Annotated in this window: 22 protein-coding genes; all 22 read left to right on the top strand. The window is 41.1% G+C overall.

Going from position 1 to position 23953, the window contains the following annotated elements; genetic code table 11:
• The first annotated feature begins 5 nt into the window (after positions 1 to 5).
• The 22 genes from fliD to secA all read left to right on the top strand — a co-directional run bounded on the left by fliD (position 6) and on the right by secA (position 23758).
• A complete protein-coding gene (fliD, locus tag PPA03S_RS30720) occupies positions 6 to 1550 on the top strand; it encodes a flagellar filament capping protein FliD (protein ID WP_062329742.1) in 1545 nt (514 codons plus the stop codon).
• 13 nt (positions 1551 to 1563) lie between these two features.
• The gene (fliS, locus tag PPA03S_RS30715) at positions 1564 to 1947 is read left to right on the top strand and encodes a flagellar export chaperone FliS (protein WP_062329741.1); all 384 of its coding nucleotides are present in this window, start codon (positions 1564 to 1566) and stop codon (positions 1945 to 1947) included.
• Positions 1944 to 2291, top strand: a complete 348-nt coding sequence (locus tag PPA03S_RS30710) for a hypothetical protein (protein WP_062329740.1) — start codon at positions 1944 to 1946, stop codon at positions 2289 to 2291. Before fliS ends, PPA03S_RS30710 begins: the two co-directional genes overlap by 4 nt.
• 111 nt (positions 2292 to 2402) lie before the next feature.
• Positions 2403 to 4193 (top strand): motility associated factor glycosyltransferase family protein, encoded by a 1791-nt coding sequence (locus PPA03S_RS30705; protein ID WP_062329738.1) that lies wholly within the window; start codon positions 2403 to 2405, stop codon positions 4191 to 4193.
• A gap of 52 nt (positions 4194 to 4245) precedes the next feature.
• Positions 4246 to 5265 carry a UDP-N-acetylglucosamine 4,6-dehydratase family protein gene (locus tag PPA03S_RS30700; RefSeq protein WP_062329736.1) on the top strand — a complete coding sequence of 340 codons (1020 nt, stop codon included), beginning with the start codon at positions 4246 to 4248 and terminating at the stop codon, positions 5263 to 5265.
• Positions 5262 to 5963, top strand: coding sequence for an acylneuraminate cytidylyltransferase family protein (locus tag PPA03S_RS30695; protein ID WP_062329734.1), 702 nt, complete (start codon positions 5262 to 5264; stop codon positions 5961 to 5963). Before PPA03S_RS30700 ends, PPA03S_RS30695 begins: the two co-directional genes overlap by 4 nt.
• A gap of 36 nt (positions 5964 to 5999) precedes the next feature.
• Positions 6000 to 7028, top strand: coding sequence for an N-acetylneuraminate synthase (gene neuB, locus PPA03S_RS30690; protein ID WP_062329732.1), 1029 nt, complete (start codon positions 6000 to 6002; stop codon positions 7026 to 7028).
• Positions 7025 to 8164: a UDP-N-acetylglucosamine 2-epimerase gene (neuC, locus tag PPA03S_RS30685; RefSeq protein ID WP_062329730.1), complete on the top strand. Its 1140-nt coding sequence runs from the start codon at positions 7025 to 7027 to the stop codon at positions 8162 to 8164. The genes neuB and neuC overlap by 4 nt, the downstream gene beginning before the upstream one ends.
• A 52-nt stretch (positions 8165 to 8216) precedes the next feature.
• Positions 8217 to 8858, top strand: a complete 642-nt coding sequence (locus tag PPA03S_RS30680; protein WP_062329727.1) for an acetyltransferase — start codon at positions 8217 to 8219, stop codon at positions 8856 to 8858.
• A 7-nt stretch (positions 8859 to 8865) separates the two neighbouring features.
• Positions 8866 to 10011: an aminotransferase class I/II-fold pyridoxal phosphate-dependent enzyme gene (locus tag PPA03S_RS30675; RefSeq protein WP_062329726.1), complete on the top strand. Its 1146-nt coding sequence runs from the start codon at positions 8866 to 8868 to the stop codon at positions 10009 to 10011.
• A gap of 58 nt (positions 10012 to 10069) precedes the next feature.
• Positions 10070 to 10912 carry a TylF/MycF/NovP-related O-methyltransferase gene (locus tag PPA03S_RS30670; protein ID WP_062329724.1) on the top strand — a complete coding sequence of 281 codons (843 nt, stop codon included), beginning with the start codon at positions 10070 to 10072 and terminating at the stop codon, positions 10910 to 10912.
• Between the two features lie 29 nt (positions 10913 to 10941).
• A complete protein-coding gene (locus PPA03S_RS30665) occupies positions 10942 to 12051 on the top strand; it encodes a GNAT family N-acetyltransferase (protein WP_062329722.1) in 1110 nt (369 codons plus the stop codon).
• A gap of 14 nt (positions 12052 to 12065) precedes the next feature.
• Entirely contained in the window at positions 12066 to 12308 is a 243-nt protein-coding gene (locus tag PPA03S_RS30660; protein WP_062329720.1) for a phosphopantetheine-binding protein, read from the top strand.
• On the top strand, positions 12305 to 13048 hold the full coding sequence (locus tag PPA03S_RS30655) for an SDR family NAD(P)-dependent oxidoreductase (protein ID WP_062329718.1): 744 nt from the start codon (positions 12305 to 12307) through the stop codon (positions 13046 to 13048). The genes PPA03S_RS30660 and PPA03S_RS30655 overlap by 4 nt, the downstream gene beginning before the upstream one ends.
• A complete protein-coding gene (locus PPA03S_RS30650; protein ID WP_062329716.1) occupies positions 13045 to 14406 on the top strand; it encodes an AMP-binding protein in 1362 nt (453 codons plus the stop codon). Before PPA03S_RS30655 ends, PPA03S_RS30650 begins: the two co-directional genes overlap by 4 nt.
• A complete protein-coding gene (locus PPA03S_RS30645; RefSeq protein ID WP_062329714.1) occupies positions 14393 to 15469 on the top strand; it encodes a LuxE/PaaK family acyltransferase in 1077 nt (358 codons plus the stop codon). Before PPA03S_RS30650 ends, PPA03S_RS30645 begins: the two co-directional genes overlap by 14 nt.
• A gap of 22 nt (positions 15470 to 15491) precedes the next feature.
• Positions 15492 to 16718, top strand: coding sequence for an acyl-CoA reductase (locus PPA03S_RS30640; protein ID WP_062329712.1), 1227 nt, complete (start codon positions 15492 to 15494; stop codon positions 16716 to 16718).
• A gap of 26 nt (positions 16719 to 16744) precedes the next feature.
• On the top strand, positions 16745 to 17638 hold the full coding sequence (locus PPA03S_RS30635; protein ID WP_062329711.1) for a polysaccharide deacetylase family protein: 894 nt from the start codon (positions 16745 to 16747) through the stop codon (positions 17636 to 17638).
• Between the two features lie 54 nt (positions 17639 to 17692).
• Positions 17693 to 18787 carry a DUF2920 family protein gene (locus tag PPA03S_RS30630; protein WP_062329709.1) on the top strand — a complete coding sequence of 365 codons (1095 nt, stop codon included), beginning with the start codon at positions 17693 to 17695 and terminating at the stop codon, positions 18785 to 18787.
• 453 nt (positions 18788 to 19240) lie between these two features.
• On the top strand, positions 19241 to 19438 hold the full coding sequence (locus PPA03S_RS30625) for a cold shock domain-containing protein (protein ID WP_024631599.1): 198 nt from the start codon (positions 19241 to 19243) through the stop codon (positions 19436 to 19438).
• A gap of 418 nt (positions 19439 to 19856) precedes the next feature.
• Positions 19857 to 20420 carry a ribosome hibernation-promoting factor, HPF/YfiA family gene (hpf, locus tag PPA03S_RS30620; RefSeq protein ID WP_062329707.1) on the top strand — a complete coding sequence of 188 codons (564 nt, stop codon included), beginning with the start codon at positions 19857 to 19859 and terminating at the stop codon, positions 20418 to 20420.
• A gap of 833 nt (positions 20421 to 21253) precedes the next feature.
• On the top strand, positions 21254 to 23758 hold the full coding sequence (gene secA / locus PPA03S_RS30615) for a preprotein translocase subunit SecA (protein ID WP_062329705.1): 2505 nt from the start codon (positions 21254 to 21256) through the stop codon (positions 23756 to 23758).
• Positions 23759 to 23953 lie beyond the last annotated feature (195 nt).

Below are 23953 nucleotides of genomic sequence, written 5' to 3'. Positions count from 1 at the left end.
TTAGAATGGCAGTTACTAGAATTTCTGGTCTGGCATCCGGTATGGATATTGATGCAATGGTTAAAAAGTTAATGCAGGCAGAAAGCCAACCATTGAACAAGCTTAATCAGAACAAACAACTTATGGAATGGAAACGTGAGGGGTATCGTGAAACTAGTGTGAAATTAGTTACATTTGCTCAAAATAAAATCAATGATACTTTCAGTAAGTTAACCTCTCTTAATGCTCAAAAAGCTTCGGTTAGCGGCAATACAAGTGCAGTAACCGTAAAGGCATCTACATCTGCAGTAGGTAATATGGAAATAGAGGTTACACAATTGGCCAAAGCTGCTTCTACTAAGTCTTCATCGGTACCAACTAAGGGAGGTTCGGAGAACGATTGGGGTAAGGTGCTGTTATCAGATATTAGTGGATCAGGAGTAGCAAGTAGTGGAACTTTAAATGTCCAAATTAATGGAGTTGATATTGCGATTGATGGCGCAACAGAGACCTTGGATTCTTTCGTGAAAAAAATTAACGCTAACACCAAAGCTGGTGTAACAGCAATATATGATTCCGCTACAGGAAATATGTCGATCTCTAGCAAAACAACAGGTGTTGATTCCAATAGCATTACTCTTAATGGAGATGTTTTTACAGCTTTCAAGCTAAACAGTCAACTTTCTGGTGGTGTTGATGCGAAAGTTAAAATCAACGGTCTTGAAGTAACTAAAGCATCAAATAGTTTTAACATAAATGGGGTTGATATCACACTTAATACGTTGAGTAACGGTGAAACTACACGGGTTGCAGTTACAAAAGATATTGATAAAATTGTGGAGACTGTTCAAAGTTTTGTTGATTCTTACAACGAACTTATGTCTTTCTTGAATGGGAAAGTCAATGAAGAACGTTACTCAAAATATACTCCATTAACTAGTGACCAAAAAAGTGATATGTCTGATGATGAGGTTAAACTGTGGGAAGATAAAGCTAAAAGCGGGATGCTAAAACGTGATAGTATCTTAGAGGGTACCATTTCTCAAATGCGTACTGCACTTGTCCAGACTGTCAAGCTGGACAGCCCCATAACATTAGAAAACGGGGCTAAGACAACAAGTGAAATTAACATGACTCACATCGGTATTACTACAGGCACATATGAAACTAAGGGGAAATTAATTCTTGATACTGACAAGTTGAGAGCCGCTCTTGAAGAGAATCCCGATATTGTTAGTAGTTACTTGGGAAACAATTATTCTTCCTCATATCTCAACAACGATTATAATTCTTCTGATGGAGTATTCTCCCGATTACGTAAAATATCGAATAAAACATTAGATAGTTTAGCAAATACAGCTGGGACTTCTAGAGTTAGTACGGAACTTACTGCTTCATTTAATGTAAGTAGTAGCATGGGGGAATCATTAAGGCTGCTTGATATCCGCATAAGTGATTTCACAGCAAGATTAAACATGAAAGAAACAAACTATTTTAAAAAATTCACTGCTATGGAAACTGCTATTAATAAGTACAATAATACCTCATCAAGTTTGTCCAGTTTTATGTAAGGAGGGCGGCACATTGATTAATTCTCCATACCAGAAGTATCAGCAAACTCAGGCTCAAACCGCTTCAAAACCTAAGTTGCTAATTATGTTATATGATGGGGCAATTCGTTTTGTTCAGGCTGGTATTGAGGGTATAAAACAAAAGGATTATGAAGTAGCAAATCGTAATTTGATTAAGGCCCAAGCTATTGTTCACGAACTTATATCATCCTTAAACTATGATTACTCTATTTCCAACAATCTAGTGGCTGTCTATGAGTATATGCTACATCGATTAATTGAGTCTAATGTAAATAAAAAGACCGATCCAGCGGAAGAGGTATTGGAACATTTAAAAGAACTTAGAGATGCGTGGGTGGAAGCGAGTAAATCTTTAGGAACAGGATATGCTTTATGACTGATCAAGAAAAATTACAGATCTTCGTTAATGAATATAGTCAATTATCCCATTCCACCATCGCGAATATTTCGGAATTGAATGAAGATCAATTGCTGGATTATGCTGAGCAAAGAGAATATATTGTTAACGAGATGGAGGCCTATCGCTCGTTGATAACAGATGAGATAAAAACCAGGATTAATGAGTTGATCATTGAGGAAAGAATTATCGTTGAAAGAATGTTGGAAATAAAAGATGAAGCAGCCGAATGGCTGGAAAAACGGGGGAATATTCGGTCTCAACAGATTGCATATCAACAATCGTATTCTGCAGACAGCGTCTTTATAGATTATCGAAAATAGTTAGAGTAAAGCGTCGGTTAAAGACCGATGCTTTTTCTATTTTGCTTCATTATTGACAAAGAAAGGCCGATAATAATTAATATGAAGAAAAAGCAGATGGGTGGATGATTTATGAATCAGGCTAATCTCGAAGTATTGGAGCACAGGTTTCCGCATATATCAGAAAAATTGAAGAGTGCCAATCCATCGAAATTACGACAAGAGAGAGTTGTATATGAGCGATTTGACAAAGATGAGTTATGGCTACAGGCGGTAAAGGAACTGGTAGAAGAATCAAAAATCGTATTTGTATACGGTTTTGGGCAGGGATTAAGTATCGCTGATCTTTTAGAAGAGTTTCCAGATCGGTGGCTGTTTGTATACGAACCGGATGAAGCATCCTTCAATAGCGCTATGACCGAATATGATATTAGCCTATTATTAAGTCATCCTAATCTATATTGGATTTCTGTTGGCGATGATCAACTGAGAATGTTGTTTCATTTATTGTGCAGTTATATGCAAGAAAAACTAGCTTTTATTGGATTACGTAAGTTTTTGGAAGATCATATTGAAGTACTTCATGATGTGAAAAAAGAGTTTTTAGTTTACAAAAATGATTATCATTCCAATAAATACGTAGAAAACCGTTTTAGAAATGAGTGGACACAAAACTATCTTTATCATTTGCATGAGTCACTTACAACCCAATCTATCGAAAAAATGTATGAAGCTTTTAAAGGGAAAACGGCTATTATTGTATCGTCAGGTCCTTCCTTAACAGAAGATATAGAATGGATTAGGAAAATCTCAAAACATGCACTGATTATCGCAGCTGGTTCGAGTGTACAGGCTTTGGTGAAACACGGAATTGAGCCTCATTTATGTGTTATCATGGATGGCCATGAAGTAAATAATAAAATTTTCTCTAATGAAAAAACCCTCCAGCCCACGTTGTTATTCACTTCATCGTCTTATTATGGAATTTCTGAGCGAAAAGAGAAAAATAAAATTTATAGCATCATGGAAAATGACCAAGTTTCCCAATACTTTCTGCAAATAAACAAAAGCAATCTCTTAATGCTGCCTACGCCAAGTGTTGCAGGAACTGCAATTCAGACTGCCATATTTTTGGGCGCAACACAGGTTGTCTTTGCTGGACAGGATTTATCTTACCCGGGACTAAAGGTCTATAGCGATGGGGTGGAGCATTTTTCTCAGGACACTAAAGTTGAAATGCTACAAAGAGCTGTTAGACAAATTGAGAATGTGCAGGGCGGTATGAATTCGACAGACGCAAGCTTTATGTCCATGAAGGAATCAATTGAAAGTTTAATCAAGTACTTCGATCATATTGATTTCTATAACTCGACTCGTCTTGGAGCTGTCATTGAAGGTGCTCCTTTCCAAGCTATAGAAGAAATTTATGAAGGTCTTAAGGGTGAATTGATAGAGAAAGACGTAATTGAAAACTGGATGAACGATCATCCAGTAGCAATAAACCATGAACAATTCGCAAGTGTGAAGGCGAGGATAGAACTCGTAGCAACAGAGGTAGTCCATTTAAAGCCAGAGATCAGAGTCCTTCGTAAATTGATAAACAATGTTGAAGGACTTAGTAGAACTAAGCCATTAAAATGTCATAATGTGATATTCGATATAGAAGAAAAGTGGGGAAGCATAGTAAACAGAGAATGGTTTGCACCAATTTTTGAATCTTTGATTCCACTACAGCTTGCACGTTTTGATCGGATGCTGCCTACAATTGTTGTTGAACAGAATATCATTCTCAAAGCAAGTTATATACGGGAATACCTTGGTGGAATTTTAGAGGAACTGGAAGAACAACTTCCTCACTTGGAAGAGCTTTTGTTGGAAAGTGGGAGAAGAATGGATAGTATTCATAATATAATGGATGCCTAGGTTCATAAAAACAACATAATTAATCAATCTTTTGAACCGGAGGTTTGTATATATGTTTACCGATAAAGTTGTGCTGGTTACGGGTGGCACCGGGTCTATTGGAAGTGAGATTGTACGAAATCTATTAACCTATCGACCAAAAGCAATTCGAATTTTCAGTCGTGATGAAAGTAAGCAATTTGAATTGCAACAAGAACTCAAAGAGTATGGTAATATCAGGTATCTAATAGGGGATATAAGAGATAAACAGAGACTTGGGTATGCCATGGAGGATGTGGACTTTCTTTTTCATGCAGCAGCATTAAAACATGTTCCTGCATGCGAGTATAATCCCATGGAAGCGGTAAAAACCAATGTTATTGGTGTACAGAATATTATTGAAACAGCCATCGAGCATAATGTTGAGAAGGTCATAGCTATAAGCACGGATAAAGTGGTCAATCCAACCAATACCATGGGAGCTACTAAATTGTTGTCTGAAAAGTTGATTTCTGCAGCGGGTTTTTACAAAGGAAGCAAAAGGACGATATTTGCATGTGTACGGTTTGGTAATGTAATGGGTTCCAGGGGATCAGTAATCCCGCTGTTCAGAAATCAAATTGCAGAGGGGAGACCTGTAACGGTTACACATTCGGACATGACTCGTTTTATGATGTCTATCCCACAGGCTGCTCAACTGGTAATTGATGCTGCGAAATATTCTCAAGGTGGAGAGGTGTTTGTATTGAAAATGCCGATCCTTAAAATTACAGACTTGGCCAAGTGCCTGATTGATTCCTATGAACAGTCTGAAGGCAGAAGCTACTTGGGTAAAGTCATTGAGACGGGGATTCGCCCCGGAGAAAAATTATATGAGGAACTTATGACACTGGAAGAATCAGAGAGAGCACAGGAAAACGGACAAATGTATATAATTCCGTCCGTTTTTAACACACAAGAACATTATTACACTGGATTCGAAAAAGCCATACATGAGGAATATTCCTCAAAAACAGCTAGGCAAATGCATACATCTGAAATTAGGGAACTTATTGAGGCAAACGGATTAGGTTTCTCCAAGGTGTTGATATGAAAGGCTCAACCAGATGTTTGGCTGTGATCCCTGCAAGAGGAGGATCAAAGGGCTTGCTTCATAAAAATATAAGATTATTGGATCACAAGCCATTAATTAATTACACGATTGAAGCAGCGATGAACAGTCATTATATTGATGAGGTAGTTGTCTCTACAGATAGCGTAGAAATTGCCCGTATTGCCAAGTCGGCTGGTGCTAAAGTTCCTTTTATCCGCCCCGTTGAGCTGGCAACAGACCAAGCTGCAAGCATTGATGTTCTGAAGCATGTCGTCCATTATTATGAACAGGAGAAGAAATCTCCCTTTGAACATATTATGTTGCTTCAACCGACTTCTCCGTTGCGAAATGCTAATGATATTGATCAGGCTTATCAAACATTCATAAATAATGAGGGAGATTCATTACAGAGTATTACTATAGCTGATAATCATCCTTATCTACTAAGAGAGTGGAATTTTGGAAAGCTTGAGCCTTATTTGAAGGAACAGACTGATAATCTTAGGAGGCAGGACTTATCGGAATTGTACGTATTGAATGGTGCAATATATATCGTTGAAAGAGATTTGTTAATGATTCAGAATACGATGACGGGTTCGAATAATTGTGGATATCTTATGCCTCAAGAACGATCTGTTGATATAGATAACGAACTCGATTTAAAATGGGCTGAATTTCTTATACAAATCTCAAAATAGCTGCAAAAAACATGGTGAGAGGAGGAAACATTCGAAATGAGCAATTTTCAATCAAGAATCAGCGGAGGGTCCGTTTACATTATTGCTGAAGTAGGAGTCAATCATAATGGATCATTGGATCGAGCGCTCGAATGTGTAGACCAAGCTGTGTTGTGTGGAGCAGATGCAGTTAAATTCCAAACTTTTAACAGCAAGAAGCTAGTAACCAGGCATGCTCAAAAAGCGGAGTATCAGATGGAAAACACCGGAGAAGCAGGGAGCCAATTGGAGATGTTGCAGCAGCTTGAGCTAAGTCATTCGGATTTTATAGAGATTAAAAGTTATTGCGACAAGAGAGAGATTGACTTTTTATCCACTCCTTTTGATGAGGAAAGCGCCGACTTTCTAAACTCCATCCAAGTTGATGCGTTTAAAATAGGCTCTGGAGATATGAATAACATCCCTTTTCTCCAAAAGGTTGATCAATATGGACGTCCCATTATTCTTTCAACGGGAATGGCGGAGTTGATCGAAATCAGGGAGTCGTTAGAGGTTATTACTAAAAGTAATGTTTCTTTGCTTCACTGCACCTCAGATTACCCTGCTCCTGTCGAGGATGTGAATCTTCTTGCAATCAATACTATGGCAGTTGAGTTTAAGAAAGTTATTGGATATTCAGACCATACAAAGGGTATCGAAGTCTCTGTTGCGGCTGTAGCAGTAGGTGCACAAATTATAGAAAAACACTTTACCCTGGATCGTACTTTGCCTGGCCCAGATCACAAGGCTTCCCTAGTGCCAGAAGAATTTACTGCTCTGGTAAAGGCGATTCGTACAGTTGAACAAGCAATGGGGGATGGAGTTAAACGCTGTATGCCGTCCGAAGAAAGCACAAAGTCCGTTGCCCGAAAGAGCCTTGTAGCGGGGCGAGCTATGCAAGCTGGTGAACAAATAAAAGAACAGGATATAGTCATCAAGCGTCCTGGAATAGGGATCCCACCCAAGTATTATTTCGACTTTGTTGGTAAAGTACTTTCAAGAGATGTGGAAGAGGATCAGCTCTTGTCAAGGGAAGACTTTCAATGAAAAAAATAACTGTTATTACCGGGACTCGTGCCGATTATGGGATATACTATCCTGTTCTGAAAGCAATTGAAGAAGAAAAGACGCTTGATCTGCATCTTCTTGTAACGGGAATGCATTTGTCCCCTCAATTCGGTAATACCATTGAACTAATACGACAGGATGGATTCCGAATATCTGCTCAGGTGGATTGCCTCTTGCAAGGTGCGACGCATGGGAACATGTCCCGTTCAATAGGATTGGCTATATTGGGGATGACACAGGCACTGGAATCCATTCAGCCTGATACAGTGATCGTATTGGGGGACCGGGGAGAAATGCTTGCAGCAGCGGTAGTTGCTGCACATATGAACATTCCACTTGTGCACCTACACGGTGGGGAAGTTACGGGGACGATAGATGAATCTGTTCGCCATGCAATCAGTAAACTGGCTCATATTCATCTGGTGGCCACTGTGCAAAGTAAAGAAAGGTTGTTGAAATTGGGTGAGGATCCTTGGAGAGTTCATGTCGTAGGTGCTCCAAGACTTGAGACGATGATGAACACTGTTCTTCCAGACCACAAAAAAACAATGGATAAATACAGTATCCATATTCATTCTAAAGGCTATATTTTATTCGCTTATCATCCTGTTACAACGGAGTCCACGGATCTGCAGATGATAACTAGTATGTTAAATGTATTGGCAAATAGCGAATACGATATTATATGTATTATGCCTAACTCCGATGCGGGATCGGATGGACTTATAGGGGTCTATAATCAATTCTCTACAAAGAGGATTCAATTAGTTACCAATTTCGAGCCATTTGATTATCTGGTCATGTTGCAAAATGCTGAAGTCCTAATTGGAAATTCATCCTCTGGAATCATTGAGGCGGCTTCCTTTCATATTCCTGTTATCAATATCGGCACACGTCAGGGTCGTAGGGAACGTTCTTCCAATGTTATAGACATTAATGAGAGTGATGAAGCACTTAAAAGGGCACTGGAAGAAGCTACTTCACCTCATTTTCGGCAGGTTGTGTCCTCAACCAAAAATGTCTATGCAAAGGATAATACAAGTCGACTAATTGTAGATATTCTTAAAAAAATAAAGAATAATGAAAAATTGATTCAAAAAACAATAACGTATTGATCTGGGGAATCCGTATCATTAGCCTTGGTAGGAACATGAGGGGGGATTTTTTCTGGGATATATTATCTTTGGGGCAGGTGGACATGGAAAAGTAGTATTGGATAACCTGCGATCAAACGGTGAAGATATTATCGGGGTTATGGATGACCGTTGGTCTGAAGAAGAGTGGAGGGGTGTTCCGCTTCTTGGCGGTTTGGATCAATTCGACCGGGTTGTCAGGCAGCATCCGAATTCATTATATATCATAGCCATTGGCCAGAATGCTGCGAGAAAAAAAATAACTACATTGTTTGAAGAAAAAAATGTTCGTTTTGGAAAGGCGATACATTCAAGTGCCGTGATCAGCGCTGATGCGCACATTGGAGAAGGAACCGTAATTATGGCTAACTCAGTAGTCAATGCTGATGCTACTATAGGTAGACATGTCATTATTAATACGGCCGCGACAGTTGATCACGACTGCAGTATAAAGGATTACGTTCATCTGTCACCAGGTGTTCATTTGGCGGGCGGAGTTGAAATTGGTTTCTCCACACATGTTGGCATTGCTGCATGTTTAATTCCACAGGTTAAGATTGGAAGAAATGCCGTGATTGGTGGGGGAGCCTGTGTAATTCGTAATATCCCAGACTGCGTTCTGGCAGTTGGCTGTCCAGCTAAAGTGATCAAACAATTCCAAGAGAGTAAGGAATGAAAAGCAGATGACTGAGCATAAGCGTATTTATTTAGCTTCTCCTCATATGAGCGGTTTGGAACAACAATATGTTAAAGATGCATTTATAACAAATTGGGTTGCCCCCTTGGGACCGAATGTCGATGCTTTTGAGAAGGAAGTCGCGGAGTACGTTGGAAGTGCGGGGGCTGTTGCTTTAAGTTCAGGTACGGCGGCAATCCATTTGGCATTATTGTTGTTGAATGTGCAAGAAGGCGATATCGTATTTTGTTCTTCGTTAACCTTTGTTGCCAGCGCTAACCCTATACTGTACCAAAAGGCGACTCCTGTATTTATTGATTCGGAGCCTGAAAGCTGGAACATGTCTCCAATCGCTTTGGAGCGTGCAATGAAAGAGTACGCAGACAAAGGTAAAAAACCCAAAGCTGTAATCGTTGTGAATTTGTATGGCCAAAGTGCAGACTATGATCCATTAATTCGGCTTTGTGAGTATTATGAAGTGCCGATTGTCGAGGATGCTGCGGAATCTTTAGGGGCTTCGTATAAAGGGAAAATGAGTGGTACATTTGGACGATTTGGTATTTTTTCGTTCAATGGAAACAAGATTATTACCACATCTGGTGGTGGAATGCTGGTTTCAGAGGATCAGGCGGCATTGAATAAAGCCCGTTTCTTGGCGACTCAAGCCAGAGATCAAGCTAAGCACTATCAGCATAGTGAGGTCGGCTACAATTATCGACTGAGTAATGTACTCGCAGGAATTGGGCGAGGACAGATGGAGGTTCTCGAAGAACGCATTGCACGCAAGCGAGAGATTCGTCAGCATTATGCGAAGCAGTTGGCAACTATCTCTGGTGTGACGATATTGGCGGAGCAGACTTATGGGCGATCGACCTATTGGCTGACTACGATGCTCCTCGATCCACAGCAGACCGAGGTTAGACCTGCACAGGCCATTGATGTTTTGGACTCAAACAATATCGAATCTCGTCCGATATGGAAGCCACTGCATTTGCAGCCAATTTTTGAGGAGTGTTATTACTACTCCCATATTGAAGGGGAAGATGTCGCGGGTAAAATCTTTGAGCAGGGAATTTGCCTTCCTTCTGATACGAATATGACAGATGCTGAATTGGAAGAGGTTATTGTACTGTTGCGGCATACCTTAAGCTGAAATGAAGAGACAGCAGCTTGAAAATTAAGCTGACATATAGTTAGATGGGGGAATAAAGATGGGTGAAAAGCTTGTGATTTTTGGAGCTGGTGATGGTGGCTTTCAAGTAACTTTATCTTTAACTGATAAGTTTGAGATTATTGCTTATGCTGATAATGATCCGCAAAAGCAGGGGAAGACAATGTTCTCCAAGCCTGTCATTAAGCCTGAGCAGATTACTTTTCTGGATTACGATTACGTGGTTATAGCTAATTTACATGGTCAACAGGTTAAGAAACAGCTTTTAAAAGACTGTAATGTCAATGAAGAGCAAATCATTGATTACTACCATAGTCATATGTTTGATTCTCGTATAACAGTACTTCGTCATGTCGCAGAAGAAATCAATATACGTAATATTGCTGGAGCAATTGCTGAATTAGGCGTTTTTAAAGGAGAGTTTGCCAAATATATAAGCAACTCTTTTTCTGATCGTCAATTCTATTTATTTGATACTTTTAATGGATTTGATGAAAGAGATATAACAAAGGAAAGAGAAGGAGGCTTTTCAAACTCTAAAAAAGGTGAGTTTATGAATACTAATATTCAACTTGTTTTGGATAAAATAAAAAATCCATCCAGATGTGTCGTGAAAAAAGGTTACTTCCCAGAAACGACAGACGGTCTCGAAACTGAACAATTTGCATTTGTCAGCTTAGATGTGGATTTATATGAACCTATATTAGCAGGTCTCGAATATTTCTATCCTAGGCTTTCTCCTGGAGGTTACATTTTTGTTCATGATTATAACAGCACTAGGTTCTCTGGGGTCAAGCAAGCAGTGAAAGAGTTTAGCAAAAAACATCCGATTAAACTTGTCCCACTCAGTGATATTTCTGGAACTGTAGTTATCGTTAAATAAATCTTAACTTAGTAAGGAAGTGGGTTCGGTTGGACGTTCGTCTCTTTCAAAAACATGAGTCTGCTGTATTAATGCAAGCACTTAACGATTTATGGGCCAAAAACCACATCTTATCCAGGGATGAGCGATTACTGAATCATATGTTTGGGGATAACCCTGTTGTACAGCGGGTCTTTGGTGAAAAGCATTACGGTTTTCTGGGAGCATGGCTGGGTCAGGAGATCGTTGGATTATTCGGATTGATGGCATTTGATTTTAATCTATATGGAAAACATTATTTCGGCTTTGCGCCAACTAATTGGATTGTGGCTCCAGAGCAGCGACATACTGGTGCTGGTTTAAAGTTAATGCGAGCCATGATGAGTTATAATCCTGCGGTTGTTCTGAATTTAGGTATTAACTCGAATGTCGCCCGGCTTTATAAAGGAATGGGAGGTTATCAGGTCATTCCTGATGTTCCACGCTGGATCGGAGTTTATGATTATGAACAAACGTCACAAAGACTTTTAAATGGAAATGCCCATGCCATTCGATATTTTGATACGATAAGAAAGAGGCAACAGCGAACAAACTATCGAGTTACTGCTTCGTTCGATGCTGATCGTTGGGATAAGTTCCACACACAATGGTCTGTACAATATGTTGGGTTTTCACGTAATTCGGCATTTATTAAGTGGCGCTATATCAATCATCCCACATTTGATTATCGCATCTTTACTTGTGAAGACCAATCCGGTAATTTTAAAGGGCTTCTGGTCATTCGGATTGAATCTATTCTCGAACCTGAAGTGAAGATTGGTCGGATCGTGGAATTTATCGCAGCAGATCAAGATAGTGCGGTGCAACTCGCCAATCAGATAGTGGGGATTTGCGAACAAGAAATGCTTTTGTTTGTAGATTTTTATTGTTTTTCTTCGATGACGACCTGGGGACTCGAAACGATTGGGTTCAAGCGAGCTTTCAAAAATGATGCAGACAAATGGGTGCTTCCAACGAGATTTCAACCGCTCGATCTTGACGTAACTTATATGATGGGGGCACTTTACACTTCCAAAGAACTGCAAGGGAAAATCCCTTCGGCTAATGACCATACCTGGTACATTACTAAGGGAGACGCCGATCAAGATCGCCCAAATTAAAGGAGGACTTACAAATGGATAACTTTAACAAACTTCGTCAAGCCTTTATTGATGCACTGGGACTGACGGAAGATACCGACTTTGCAACAGTTAAGTACAGCGAAATAGATGAGTGGGATTCCATCGCTCACATGGCTCTGGTAGCGCAGCTTGACGATACCTTTGATATTATGCTGGATACGGAAGACATTATCGAAATTAGCTCTTTGGATAAGGCTGTTGAAGTTTTGAGCAAATATGGAGTTCACTTTGAATGATGCTTAAAGATCAAACGATTTTTATTACAGGGGCTTCTCGAGGTATTGGTCGTCAGGTAGCAATGCTGCTAGCTGAAGCAGGAGCAGATGTTGTTATTAATGGCAGAAATATTGAGGCATTGGAGAAATTGAGGGAAGAAATTGAACAGCAATCTGGTCGAACAGTTCTGGTTCTTCCTTACTCGGTTGATGAAGTTGCCCAAGTGAGGGATGCGTTCCAGCAGATCAAGAGGACTTTCGGGAAATTGGACGCTCTTGTAAATAATGCTGGGGTTCTCCAAGATCGTGTGTTGGGAATGATTGATGAGCAAACAGTACATCAGACCTTGCAAACGAATCTAGCTTCTGTGATTTATCATACACAGTATGCAAGTCGCATGATGAGTGTTCGTAAACAGGGGAGCATTGTTAACATTTCTTCAATCATTGGAACTAACGGGAACGAAGGACAGGTTCTTTATGCTGCAAGTAAGGCAGGAATTATAGGGGTCACAAAATCAGCATCAAAAGAGCTTGCTCCTCAAAATATTCGAGTAAATGCTGTCGCGCCAGGTTTTATTGACACCGATATGGCTAGAAGCTTGCCTGAAGAAAAATTTAACGAGCGTCTATCCAGTATCAAAATGAAGCGTATTGGAGCGCCGAAAGATGTGGCAAACGTGATTCTTTTTCTGTGCTCCGATCTGTCTAATTATGTAACAGGACAAGTGATTGGGGTTGATGGAGGAATGCTAATATGAGCTTTTGGAATTTTGAGAAAACCTCAAATCCGGCACTCATTGATCTGCATACCGCTAAATCAGTCAGCTATGAGCAGCTACAATCGGGTGTGGAAAAACGAATTCAACAATTGGCACATAGACGCGCTGACAAGAGCCTTGGCTTGATTTACATTCGGAATGCAGTAGCTGATCTGACTATGTATTTGGCTGCTCTTCAGAAAGGTGATGCGGTATTGCTATTGGACGCTGCATTGAACGTTTCATTAAGGGAGCGTTTGGAATCAGTCTATAAACCGGACTGGATTTTTGACTGCGAGCTGCAATGGAAGAATATAAAGTCGGTTCATTCTTCCATTCATCCTGAATTGGCGGTGCTGCTGTCTACTTCAGGTTCTACCGGCAATCCGAAGCTTGTAAGATTATCGTATCGAAATCTACAAAGTAACGCGGAAGCAATCGCTGAATACCTGAAGATTAATTCGTCTGATCGGCCTATCACGACCTTATCACCGGCTTATTCATATGGATTATCTGTGATCAACAGCCATCTTCTTCGCCGTTCTACTCTTTTATTAACTGATGAATCAATTGTTCAACCTGCATTCTGGGAGAACTTTAGAAAATATGAGGCCACCTCTTTTGCCGGGGTCCCTTACCTATATCAGATGCTGCATCGCTTACGATTTGACCGTATGGAATTGCCTTCTTTGCGTTACTTTACTCAAGCAGGAGGAAGGTTGTCACTCCCACTCGCGAAGTATTTTCTCTCGGTAGCTTATCACAAGAGTGCATCATTTATTATCATGTATGGTCAAACCGAGGCTACGGCACGTATTAGCTATCTACCCTTTGAACAGGCTGATAAAAAACTGAGCAGTATTGGGGTGGCAATCCCTGGCGGGGAACTTCATATTGATGAACAGTCGGGAGAACTGATCTATAAAGGGCCCAATGTAATGATGGGCTACGCAGAGAACCGTGAGGATTTGGCGCGAGGAGATGAGCAGCATGGAAGTTTACATACCGGAGATATGGCATACTGTGATGAGGATGGCTACTTCTGGATTCAAGGACGAATGAAAAGATTTATTAAAATCTATGGACTGCGTATGAATCTTGATGATCTTGAAAAGTCTTTGGAACAGTTGCTGGAAACCACTGTGGCTTGTGTTGGAGCGGACGAGCAGCTATTGGTTTTTGTAGAACAGAAACAGCATCCGGAGCTTATTCAGCAGATTCGTCAATTTCTCAAAAATAAGTACCATATTCATCATACCAGTATTAAGGTTCTAACTCTTTCCCTGCTGCCGCGATTGGAAAACGGAAAGCTGGACTACATAACACTTGGAAAAGAGGGATCTAATGCTGGAAATTGAGTCAATACTATCACATTCTGGCCCTTATCATCTGGCTCAAAAAGGCAAGCAAATAATGCTGTTAGATGAGTTGAATGCACTTACTCAATTCCATGCGGAAAACAGTGAGGCATACGGAAATATTCTAAACAAGACAAATCTGAAATTCCAAGCGCAAACATTAGAAGAAGTACCATATCTGCCGGTTCAACTGTTTAAAATGGTCGATTTGTTTTCATTACCGGATTCGGAGAGGTTTAAAACGCTGAATTCTAGTGGTACGACCGGTCAGCAAGTTTCACGTATCCATATAGATCGTTACACGGCTTCTTTACAGACTAAAGCATTGAATGTCATTGTACGCAGTTTTTTGGGCAAAAATCGCCTCCCTATGATTATTGTTGATTTTGACTTTCTGAAAAATCGCCACCAGTTCAGTGCTAGATCAGCCGGTACGATTGGCTTTTCCCAATTTGGTCATCACCATCTCTATCTTTTGGATGAATATATGAATATTCGTTGGGATGAACTAGAACGGTTTTTGGAGGAATTCAAGAATCAACCGATCTTTCTCTTTGGTTTCACGTTTATTGTATGGCAAAATTTTTTGGAAGAATTACGAAAACAAAATACTTCCCTAGACCTTAGCGGAAGTATTTTGATTCATGGCGGAGGATGGAAAAAACTCCATGAGCATACCGTCACGGATCAAGTTTTTAAAAACGTTCTTAAAGAACGCCTCCGTATCGACCAGGTGTACAATTACTATGGAATGGTTGAACAAGTGGGGTCCATTTATATGCAGTGTGAATGCGGTTATTTGCATACTCCTGATTTTGCGGATGTTTTGATACGTCATCCGCATCATTTGAAACCACTGCCCTATGGAGAGAGTGGACTCATTCAAGTGTTAAGCATGCTGCCGCGAAGCTATCCTGGGCATAGCTTGTTAACTGAAGATATTGGAGTGATTTTGGGAGAGGATGACTGCCCCTGCGGGCGAAAAGGCAAATATTTCAGTGTAGCAGGGCGATTGCCTAAAGCCGAGATACGGGGATGCAGTGACACTATGACCTCAACATGATGAGAGAAGAAGGTGAGAGAATATGCAAATTTTGGCTCCTTCATTAGCTGTGAAAAGTGACTGGAAGCAGGCAATTTCGACTGTGGCATCCCAAGCCAATCTTCAGCCGTTTACTGCCGAAGTCATTTCATTTCTGGAAAGTTTGTCGAAGAGTATTTTACTGGATCACCAAATGAGAGGGTATCCCGAATTGATGGCTGTTGCATACTGGCTTCGTCGTGGGCATATTCATCAGTTATTTGAGAAATTTAAAAGTTTTACGGAAACCAGATATTTGGCTGCAAGAGGAATGGTTGTTCATTTTGCGCCTGCTAATGTGGATTCTGTTTTTGTTTACTCTTGGGTGATGTCACTTTTGATGGGAAATAAAAATATTATTCGTCTGTCTCAGAGAAGGCAGCCTCAGATGGAAATTTTGATACAGAAAATCAATGCTGTTCTTATGCTACCTGAGTATGTTCAGACTGCTCAAAGAACGCTTTTTGTGAGTTATAAACATGAAACTGAATATACGGCCTTTTTGAGTCAATACTGCCAATTGCGTGTGCTGTGGGGTGGGGATCAAGCTGTTCGAAGTATCCGTGCGATTCCCATTCCTCCCAATGCAGTAGAACTCGTTTTTCCCAATCGTTACTCCAAGGCTGTGCTTCAAGCAAACAAAGTTTTGGAACTGGCTGAGTTGGAGCAACGGCAGTTGGCTAAAAAATTCTATAACGATTCGTTCTGGTATCAGCAAATGGCTTGTTCTTCGCCTAAAGAAGTGTACTGGGTAGGGGAAACAAATATAATACAAGTAGCTAAAACTCAATTTTGGAAAGCAATAGATCAACTGATGCATGAGGAACATTATCAGAACGATCCAGCGTTAAATATCCTTAGATTGACTACTGCAGATTACTACGCAACGAAACCTGGTGTCGGACCGGTTATTCTTGGTGATTATTCTACTCCTGTTCGGGTTTCAGTTAAAGAAGTGGATGAATCGTTTATATCTATGCACTGTGGAGGGGCCTTATTTTTAGAGTTTGAAATCGAGCGACTCGCCGACATAACCCATAATATTCGAATGCAGGACCAGACAATTAGCTACTGGGGATTTGAACGTTACGAATTGGTCAACATGGTGGATCAGATTCAAAATCGGGGCGTTGATCGTGTTGTTCCCATCGGTCAGGCATTGGCGTTTTCTCCAGTTTGGGACGGATACGACTTAATGGTGTATTTTTCAAGGGAGGTCGTTATCGGCTGATTTTTTGAATTAGAGGAGGAAGGGTTTTGGATCTAGCCATTATGTACCACTATATATGCGAACCTGAAGAATGGAAGGGTAGTGTGCCAATTTCCCCGAAAGCTTTTGAAAAGCAGCTGGATGATTTGGCACGTCAATATGAATTTGTTCTTCCACAGGATCTAAGGAAACCAGGTAAAAAACCAAGATGTGTACTCACCTTTGATGATTCAACCAGGGATCAGTATCTACATGCTTTTGAAATTATGCGCAAAAAAGGGATTCCCGGCTATTTTACAGTGATGTCAGGACCTCTTCAACATCAGGTTGTCCCTGTTTTTCATTTGGTGCACGCCGCACTCTCTCTAATTCCAGAATTGCGGCTTTGGGAAGAGCTGAATTCGTTAGTGGCGCAGCAATCTGAAAAACTGGAGCAAGCTCACAAAATTTATGAGTACGAGTCTTCTGTTTTGCGCAGATACATTAAATACACCCTGAACTTTATCTTGACTGCAGAGCAAAGCCGCAGTTTTCTTGAGACTATTGTTTATCATCATTTTGGTACGAAATCGCACTTTATTGAAAAAATGTATATTGGGGTTAATGAATTTGCTGTAATGAAGCAAGCGGGCATGGAATTAGGAGTACATTGTACTTCACATCGCCCATTTGATGGGAATGCTGAACTGTATTATAAGCACGAAATTGAGCATTGTGCAAATTTCATGGAGGAGCATCTGGGTGTTATTCCTCAATGGTATACACCTCCATTTGGAGGTGGGGAGCATCAGGGGAAAATGATCGCAGAATTAGAAGGGATTTTACGTTCTGCTGGTTATCAAGGCGCCTTTCTCACAAAATCAGGATACATTGAGAAATCGCAAGAATTCTGGTTGAAAAGATTGGACTGTAACAAGTTAATAGGGGATTTTGGTAGGTAAGTTGATCTCTAGTTATCTAAAATAATGATGTAGTTATATGAAAGGAGATAAGCTATGGCTCAATCCCACAAGCTGCAAATCGAAGCTCATCCCAGTGTTTATAGTTACTCTTCCAATCGGGAATTACATATTGAATTTTCTATTCCAGAACAAGGGGTTAATTCTCAAACGGCTTTAATGCTAATCGTTCCAGGCTTTGGTGCTGATATAGATTCAAAAGTGTATCAGAAAATGCGAAAGATATTTGCCGATGAATACAACCTAGTAACGATTCAATGTTCCTATTTCGGCAGTAAGTTTATGCAAAATAATTATCAGGCGAAGTTCGCAGATTTGCCTAAATTGAAACAATCTATGAACGTGGCAGATTGGAATGCTTTTGTGAAAAATCCGGATGAACTTCCATTAATCTTGAAGGATCGCATTCTAGATGTAGAAATGATAGCAAACTTAGGGGAGACAATCGATCATTTCAATGACATGGGCTATATGCAAGCAATTGATATTATAACTGCGGTTGAGGCAGTTCGCCTTATCTTGAACGATAACAATTTGGAATATAATAGAGAAAGGTTAATTGGTTATGGGCATTCTCACGGTGCTTATTTGCTGTATTTATGTAATCGCTTGAGACCTAATTTTTTTAGTTTTTTAGTGGATAATTCGGCCTGGATGCACCCCTTGTATTTATCACATCACCGTATCCTTTCTTCAAAATTAGCGCAATTGAAAATTATAACGATCTTTGACTACATGGCTGGTAAAGTTTTGCCCTATCCCCAGGATCTTCATCTTAATATTTTGTACGCTACGTACTATCAGAAGATCTCAACTCAGATTCTTTCGTTCATCGGCGAAGACGATATTTTAGTTGATCCTAATGAAAAAAGTGCATGGGTTTCTCTTTTTCCTAATACAGAAGCGATCAGAGTTCGCCAGACCGATGTTGATCATATTAAGTACAAGTCTAGTGGGCATGGGCTAAATGCTGATTTTGTGGAGTTATTTCGGTATGCGATGACAAAGGAGATAATTAAATCCAATGACTTTACCAGAGACGGACTTCTAGAAGAAACTTTTGGGCATATTACATTCAAAGTTAACTATTCGGGCGGGCTGCCTGTGTTCTCGTTTAATTTCTCGCCTTAAAGCTTAAAAAGAAACAACAGATCGCAAGGTGTACAAACAGCTTATAGCCAATAAATTATCACTTTCCTGTTGCCTACACTGTACTCGGAAGTAAAGTTATTAGAAAATGTAAAAAAGAGACTCTTAACCCTTTGGGTGTTTATCCAGGGCATCATCCTGCCTGTCAAGGAATGGGCCTTATTACGCCATGGTTATACCTTAGCTTTGATTTAGGCGAGAGTTCATTCTGTAGAAGTGTCGTTCGGAAAATTCGATCATAGTCTTTATATTGATGGAAGATTTTGCTTGGTAGAAGATATTCAAAAAATAGAAAAGAAATTATACAAAATAATTCCAATAAAACATTTTCTTTACCAATTGACAATGGATAACTTTGGGTGGTATAGTCTGAATTGTGGGCTAAGGCCTTGGCCAGAGCTTCACTTCATTTGATGACGAAGGGAATGTTAGTGCATGCAAGGTAAAGTAAAATGGTTCAACGCAGAAAAAGGTTACGGTTTCATTGAAACTGAAGACGGCGGCGACGTATTCGTACATTTCTCCGCAATTCAATCCGAAGGCTTCAAAACTTTGGAAGAAGGTCAATCCGTTGAATTCGACATCGTCGAAGGCGCGCGTGGACCGCAAGCAGCTAACGTAATCAAATTATAATCATCCGGACAATCCGACCTACATATATGGTTAGATGGTTACCAAATTGAATTAACGCTTGCATCAGACTCCGGTTTTTCCGGGGTCTTTTTTTGTTTTAATAGATTCGAAATGCGAGATCATTCAAGGAACAATATTCCAAAGAATTTGATAGATTCAAGAGATAGATTGAAGTCCATTTTACATAATAGATTGAAGGAGTTCGTAAACGGTTAATTACATCATCAAGCGCCTAATAAGACCATCCATGTTAATGAATGATTATGCTTCAAAATGGTGAAATATCGCGAAATATGGCGGTAAGCCTATGTTGGCTGATGTGGCTTGAACAGATGTCATTATTCGGTCACCTGGGGTTTTTACATGGCGCTTACATTCGTGTTATAATGAAGTGGCAAAGGAAAAGGAGGAGTGCCCTATGAATTTAAGTATTCGAGGTCAACAAATCGAGGTTACCGATGCTTTGAAGGATTATGTCGACAAAAAGTTGAGTAGACTCGAGAAGTATTTCGATGCACCCCTTAACTCTGACGGTGCTGTTACATTGAGCACGACGAGAGGCTTGCATACGGTAGAGGTGACGATCCCTTTGAAAGGCTTTGTGCTCCGTGCCGAGGATGAGAGCGACGATATGTACGCTTCCATTGACTCCGTGGTAGACAAGCTGGAACGTCAGATCCGTAAACACAAAACGAAAATTAACCGTAAGTTCCGCCAGGAAGGCGGCCTAAAAACTTTCTTCGTGGAAGATCCGACAGGCACAGTAGCTACTGCTGAACTGGATGCGGATACAGAAGACGATGACCTGGAAGTGGTACGGACGAAACGGTTTATGTTGAAACCAATGGACGTGGAAGAGGCTATTCTCCAAATGAACATGGTTGGCCACAATTTCTTTGTATTCTCGAACATCGAGAATGAAGAAGTCAGCGTGGTGTACAAACGGAACGATGGGAAATACGGTTTAATTGAACAAGGTTAATGGATTGAGTTAAAATACTAAACTAGTTTGGTAACTGAACCATTGAATTGAAATGTAAAAATGATTTTTTAAATGATAATGAATGAAGACAGGGGCCTTATCTCCTGTATTGGACTTCGAACTAACAAGAGCCTCCATCCTTTATGGGATGGGGCTCTTTTGTGCGTGGTGGGACAGGAAAAAAGTTGCTGATGCAAGATTGTGAAACTATTTCCCATGCTGCTGCGTCTAATAGATAGTAGGAATGAGACAGATATCCGTATAAGCGTATCTTAAATGTTCAATACGCACGAAGATGTCATTGCAGATTATTTTCAGATAGATTCTTTTTCTCTATAATGAGATTTTCATCCAAATTTACCACCGAATTTCGCTAACATGGCTTATCTTACTGGAAAATGAAACGGCGTAATGTAAGGCTTCCGCTAACGACTATGATTTTTTGCACTTATTCTCTTTCCGAGAGGCTTCAGAAGTTCAAAGAAGTGTGCCGTGGCGTGTTGCGGGGACCCTTACAAACTGTTACAATTTATACAAAGAGAATCATTGTCCTGATGAGGAATTGTCAACGAATGATCACTAATCATAATCAATGACAGGCACAGCACCATGAACATGATTCATAAGGGTCGGCATTCGGCTTATTTCTAATAAAACGGATCCGGTTGAATACCGAATCAGCTTCATGAGGAACCTTGGCAAGCCTGGAGTTGATTCATCCATATTATTTTTATATCGTTTGTCACCCCCGGGCAAGTGGATTCATATCCATCCGATGGTGTCGCGTGGCGGCAGCAGGGGGTCTATTCTGTTTTGCACGAAAGGGGTATACCATGCTAGGACTTGTCAAAAAGATCTTCGGCGACATGAACGAACGTGATGTTAAACGTCTGATGAAGACAGTCGATGTGATCAATAAACTGGAACCACAATTTCAGGCTCTGTCTGATGAACAACTGAAATCCAAAACGGATGAATTCCGTGCCCGCATTGAAAAGGGTGAAACGACGGATGAACTTCTTCCGGAGGCATTTGCAACCGTACGTGAAGCATCTCGCCGTGTACTGGGCAAACGTCACTATGACGTACAGATGCTCGGAGGCATTGCCTTGCATGAAGGCCGGATTTCTGAGATGAAAACGGGTGAAGGTAAGACCCTGGTAGGAACGCTCCCGGTATACCTGAATGCATTGATGTCCAAAGGTGTACACGTGGTAACGGTCAATGATTATTTGGCTCAACGGGATAGCCAGGAAATGGGACAAATTTATGAATTCATGGGCATGACGGTAGGGGTTAACCTGAGCGGCATGGACCATGCTTTGAAGCAGCATGCTTATGCATGTGATATTACGTATGGAACCAATAATGAGTTCGGCTTTGACTATCTGCGTGACAACATGGTGTTGTACAAAGAGCAGATGGTACAACGCCCATTGTTCTTCTGTATCATTGATGAAGTGGACTCCATTCTGGTCGATGAGGCACGTACGCCTTTGATCATTTCCGGACAAGCTCAGAAATCGACAGATCTGTACTATGCAGCTGACCGTTTCGTGAAACGTCTGGTACCAGAAGAAGACTTTACGGTAGACATCAAGGTGAAGTCCGTAGCGCTGACTGAAGCTGGTGTGGCGAAGGCGGAGAAAGCATTTGGTATCGAAAACTTGTATGATCATGCCAATGTTACACTCAACCACCACATCGTACAGGGATTGAAAGCCAATGTAATCATGCGTCGGGACGTTGACTACGTGGTGAGTGATGAAGAAGTGCTGATCGTCGATGAGTTCACCGGCCGTTTGATGGCAGGGCGTCGTTACAGCGATGGATTGCACCAAGCGATTGAAGCCAAAGAAGGCATTGAAGTACAGAACGAGAGCATGACTCTTGCTACGATTACATTCCAGAACTATTTCCGGATGTACCGCAAGCTTGCGGGGATGACGGGTACAGCGAAGACCGAGGAAGAAGAATTCAAAAAAATCTACGGTCTCGAAGTATTGCAGATTCCAACCAACCGCCCGAACAAACGGAATGATATGGCTGATGTGGTGTACAAGAGCATCGACGGCAAGTTCAAAGCGGTTGTGGAAGAAATCGTGGAACGTCACAGCAAGAACCAGCCGGTTCTGGTTGGTACGGTATCGATTGAGAACTCCGAGCGTCTTTCGGACATGCTGAAACGCCGTGGTGTCCGTCACCAGGTTTTGAATGCCAAGTACCACGCTGAAGAAGCGGAAATCATCTCAGGTGCAGGTCAAGCAGGAGCGGTGACGATTGCAACCAACATGGCTGGACGGGGTACGGATATTATCCTGGGCGAAGGTGTTGCTGAAGTGGGCGGTCTTCATATCATTGGTACAGAGCGTCATGAATCTCGCCGGATTGATAACCAGCTGCGCGGACGTGCAGGACGCCAGGGTGACCCGGGTTCCACACAATTCTACCTGTCACTGGGTGATGAATTGATGAGACGTTTCGGTGCAGACAATGTACTGAACATGATGGAGCGTCTTGGTTTTGAAGAAGACCAGCCGATTGAGAGCCGGATGATTACCCGTGCGGTAGAATCGGCGCAAAAACGGGTTGAAGGTAACAACTTTGACGTACGTAAAGTCGTTCTCCAATATGATGATGTTATGAACCAACAACGTGAAATTATATATAAACAGCGCCGCGAGGTGCTTGAGTCCGAGAACATCAAACAGATCGTTATGGATATGATCAAGCCTACCATTGAACGCATCGTGGAAGCGCATTGCGGTGATGATATTCCGGAGAACTGGGAACTGCAGGAAGTTGCGGACTACATGAACAGCAAATTGCTGGATGATGGCTCCGTAACGAAGGATGACCTGTGGGGCAAAGAAGCAGAAGAGATTATCGAGTTCCTGTTTGAGAAAGTTCAGAACAAGTACAATGGGCGTGAAGAGCGAATCGGTGAAGAGATGGTTCGTGAGTTCGAGAAAGTGGTTGTGCTCCGTGCAGTAGACAGCAAATGGATGGATCACATTGATGCAATGGATCAATTGCGTCAAGGTATCCACCTTCGTGCCTACGGCGGTACAGATCCGCTGCGTGAGTATCAATTCGAAGGCTTCGAAATGTTCCATCAGATGATTGCTTCGATTCAGGAAGAAGTGGCAACCTATGTGATGAGAGCGCAAATCGAGAGCAATCAGGAACGTCAGGCGGTTGTTGACGAAAGCCAGATCTCGACAAGCGGCGAACCTACGGAGAAACGTCCGGTAAAGGTGTCTGATCAAATTGGACGTAACGATCCTTGTCCATGTGGCAGCGGCAAAAAGTTTAAACATTGCCACGGTCAAGAGTAGTTAAAAGCTCAACTTAAATAGAATGACATGAACGGCTCCTTGCAGCCGGGTATTCCAAATGATCAAGTGAAGGATGCACAACCTGTAATTGGTGCATAGTTATAACTATGTGACCATGATCATGGAGAAGAGGATTGCCGATATGAAGGTAACCTGGTCTCCAAGGTGAAACATCGGATACTTGATCTGAAGGAA

Source organism: Paenibacillus pabuli NBRC 13638 (assembly GCF_001514495.1).
Lineage (GTDB): Bacteria > Bacillota > Bacilli > Paenibacillales > Paenibacillaceae > Paenibacillus > Paenibacillus pabuli.
This window is presented reverse-complemented; position numbering and strand designations above follow the sequence as displayed.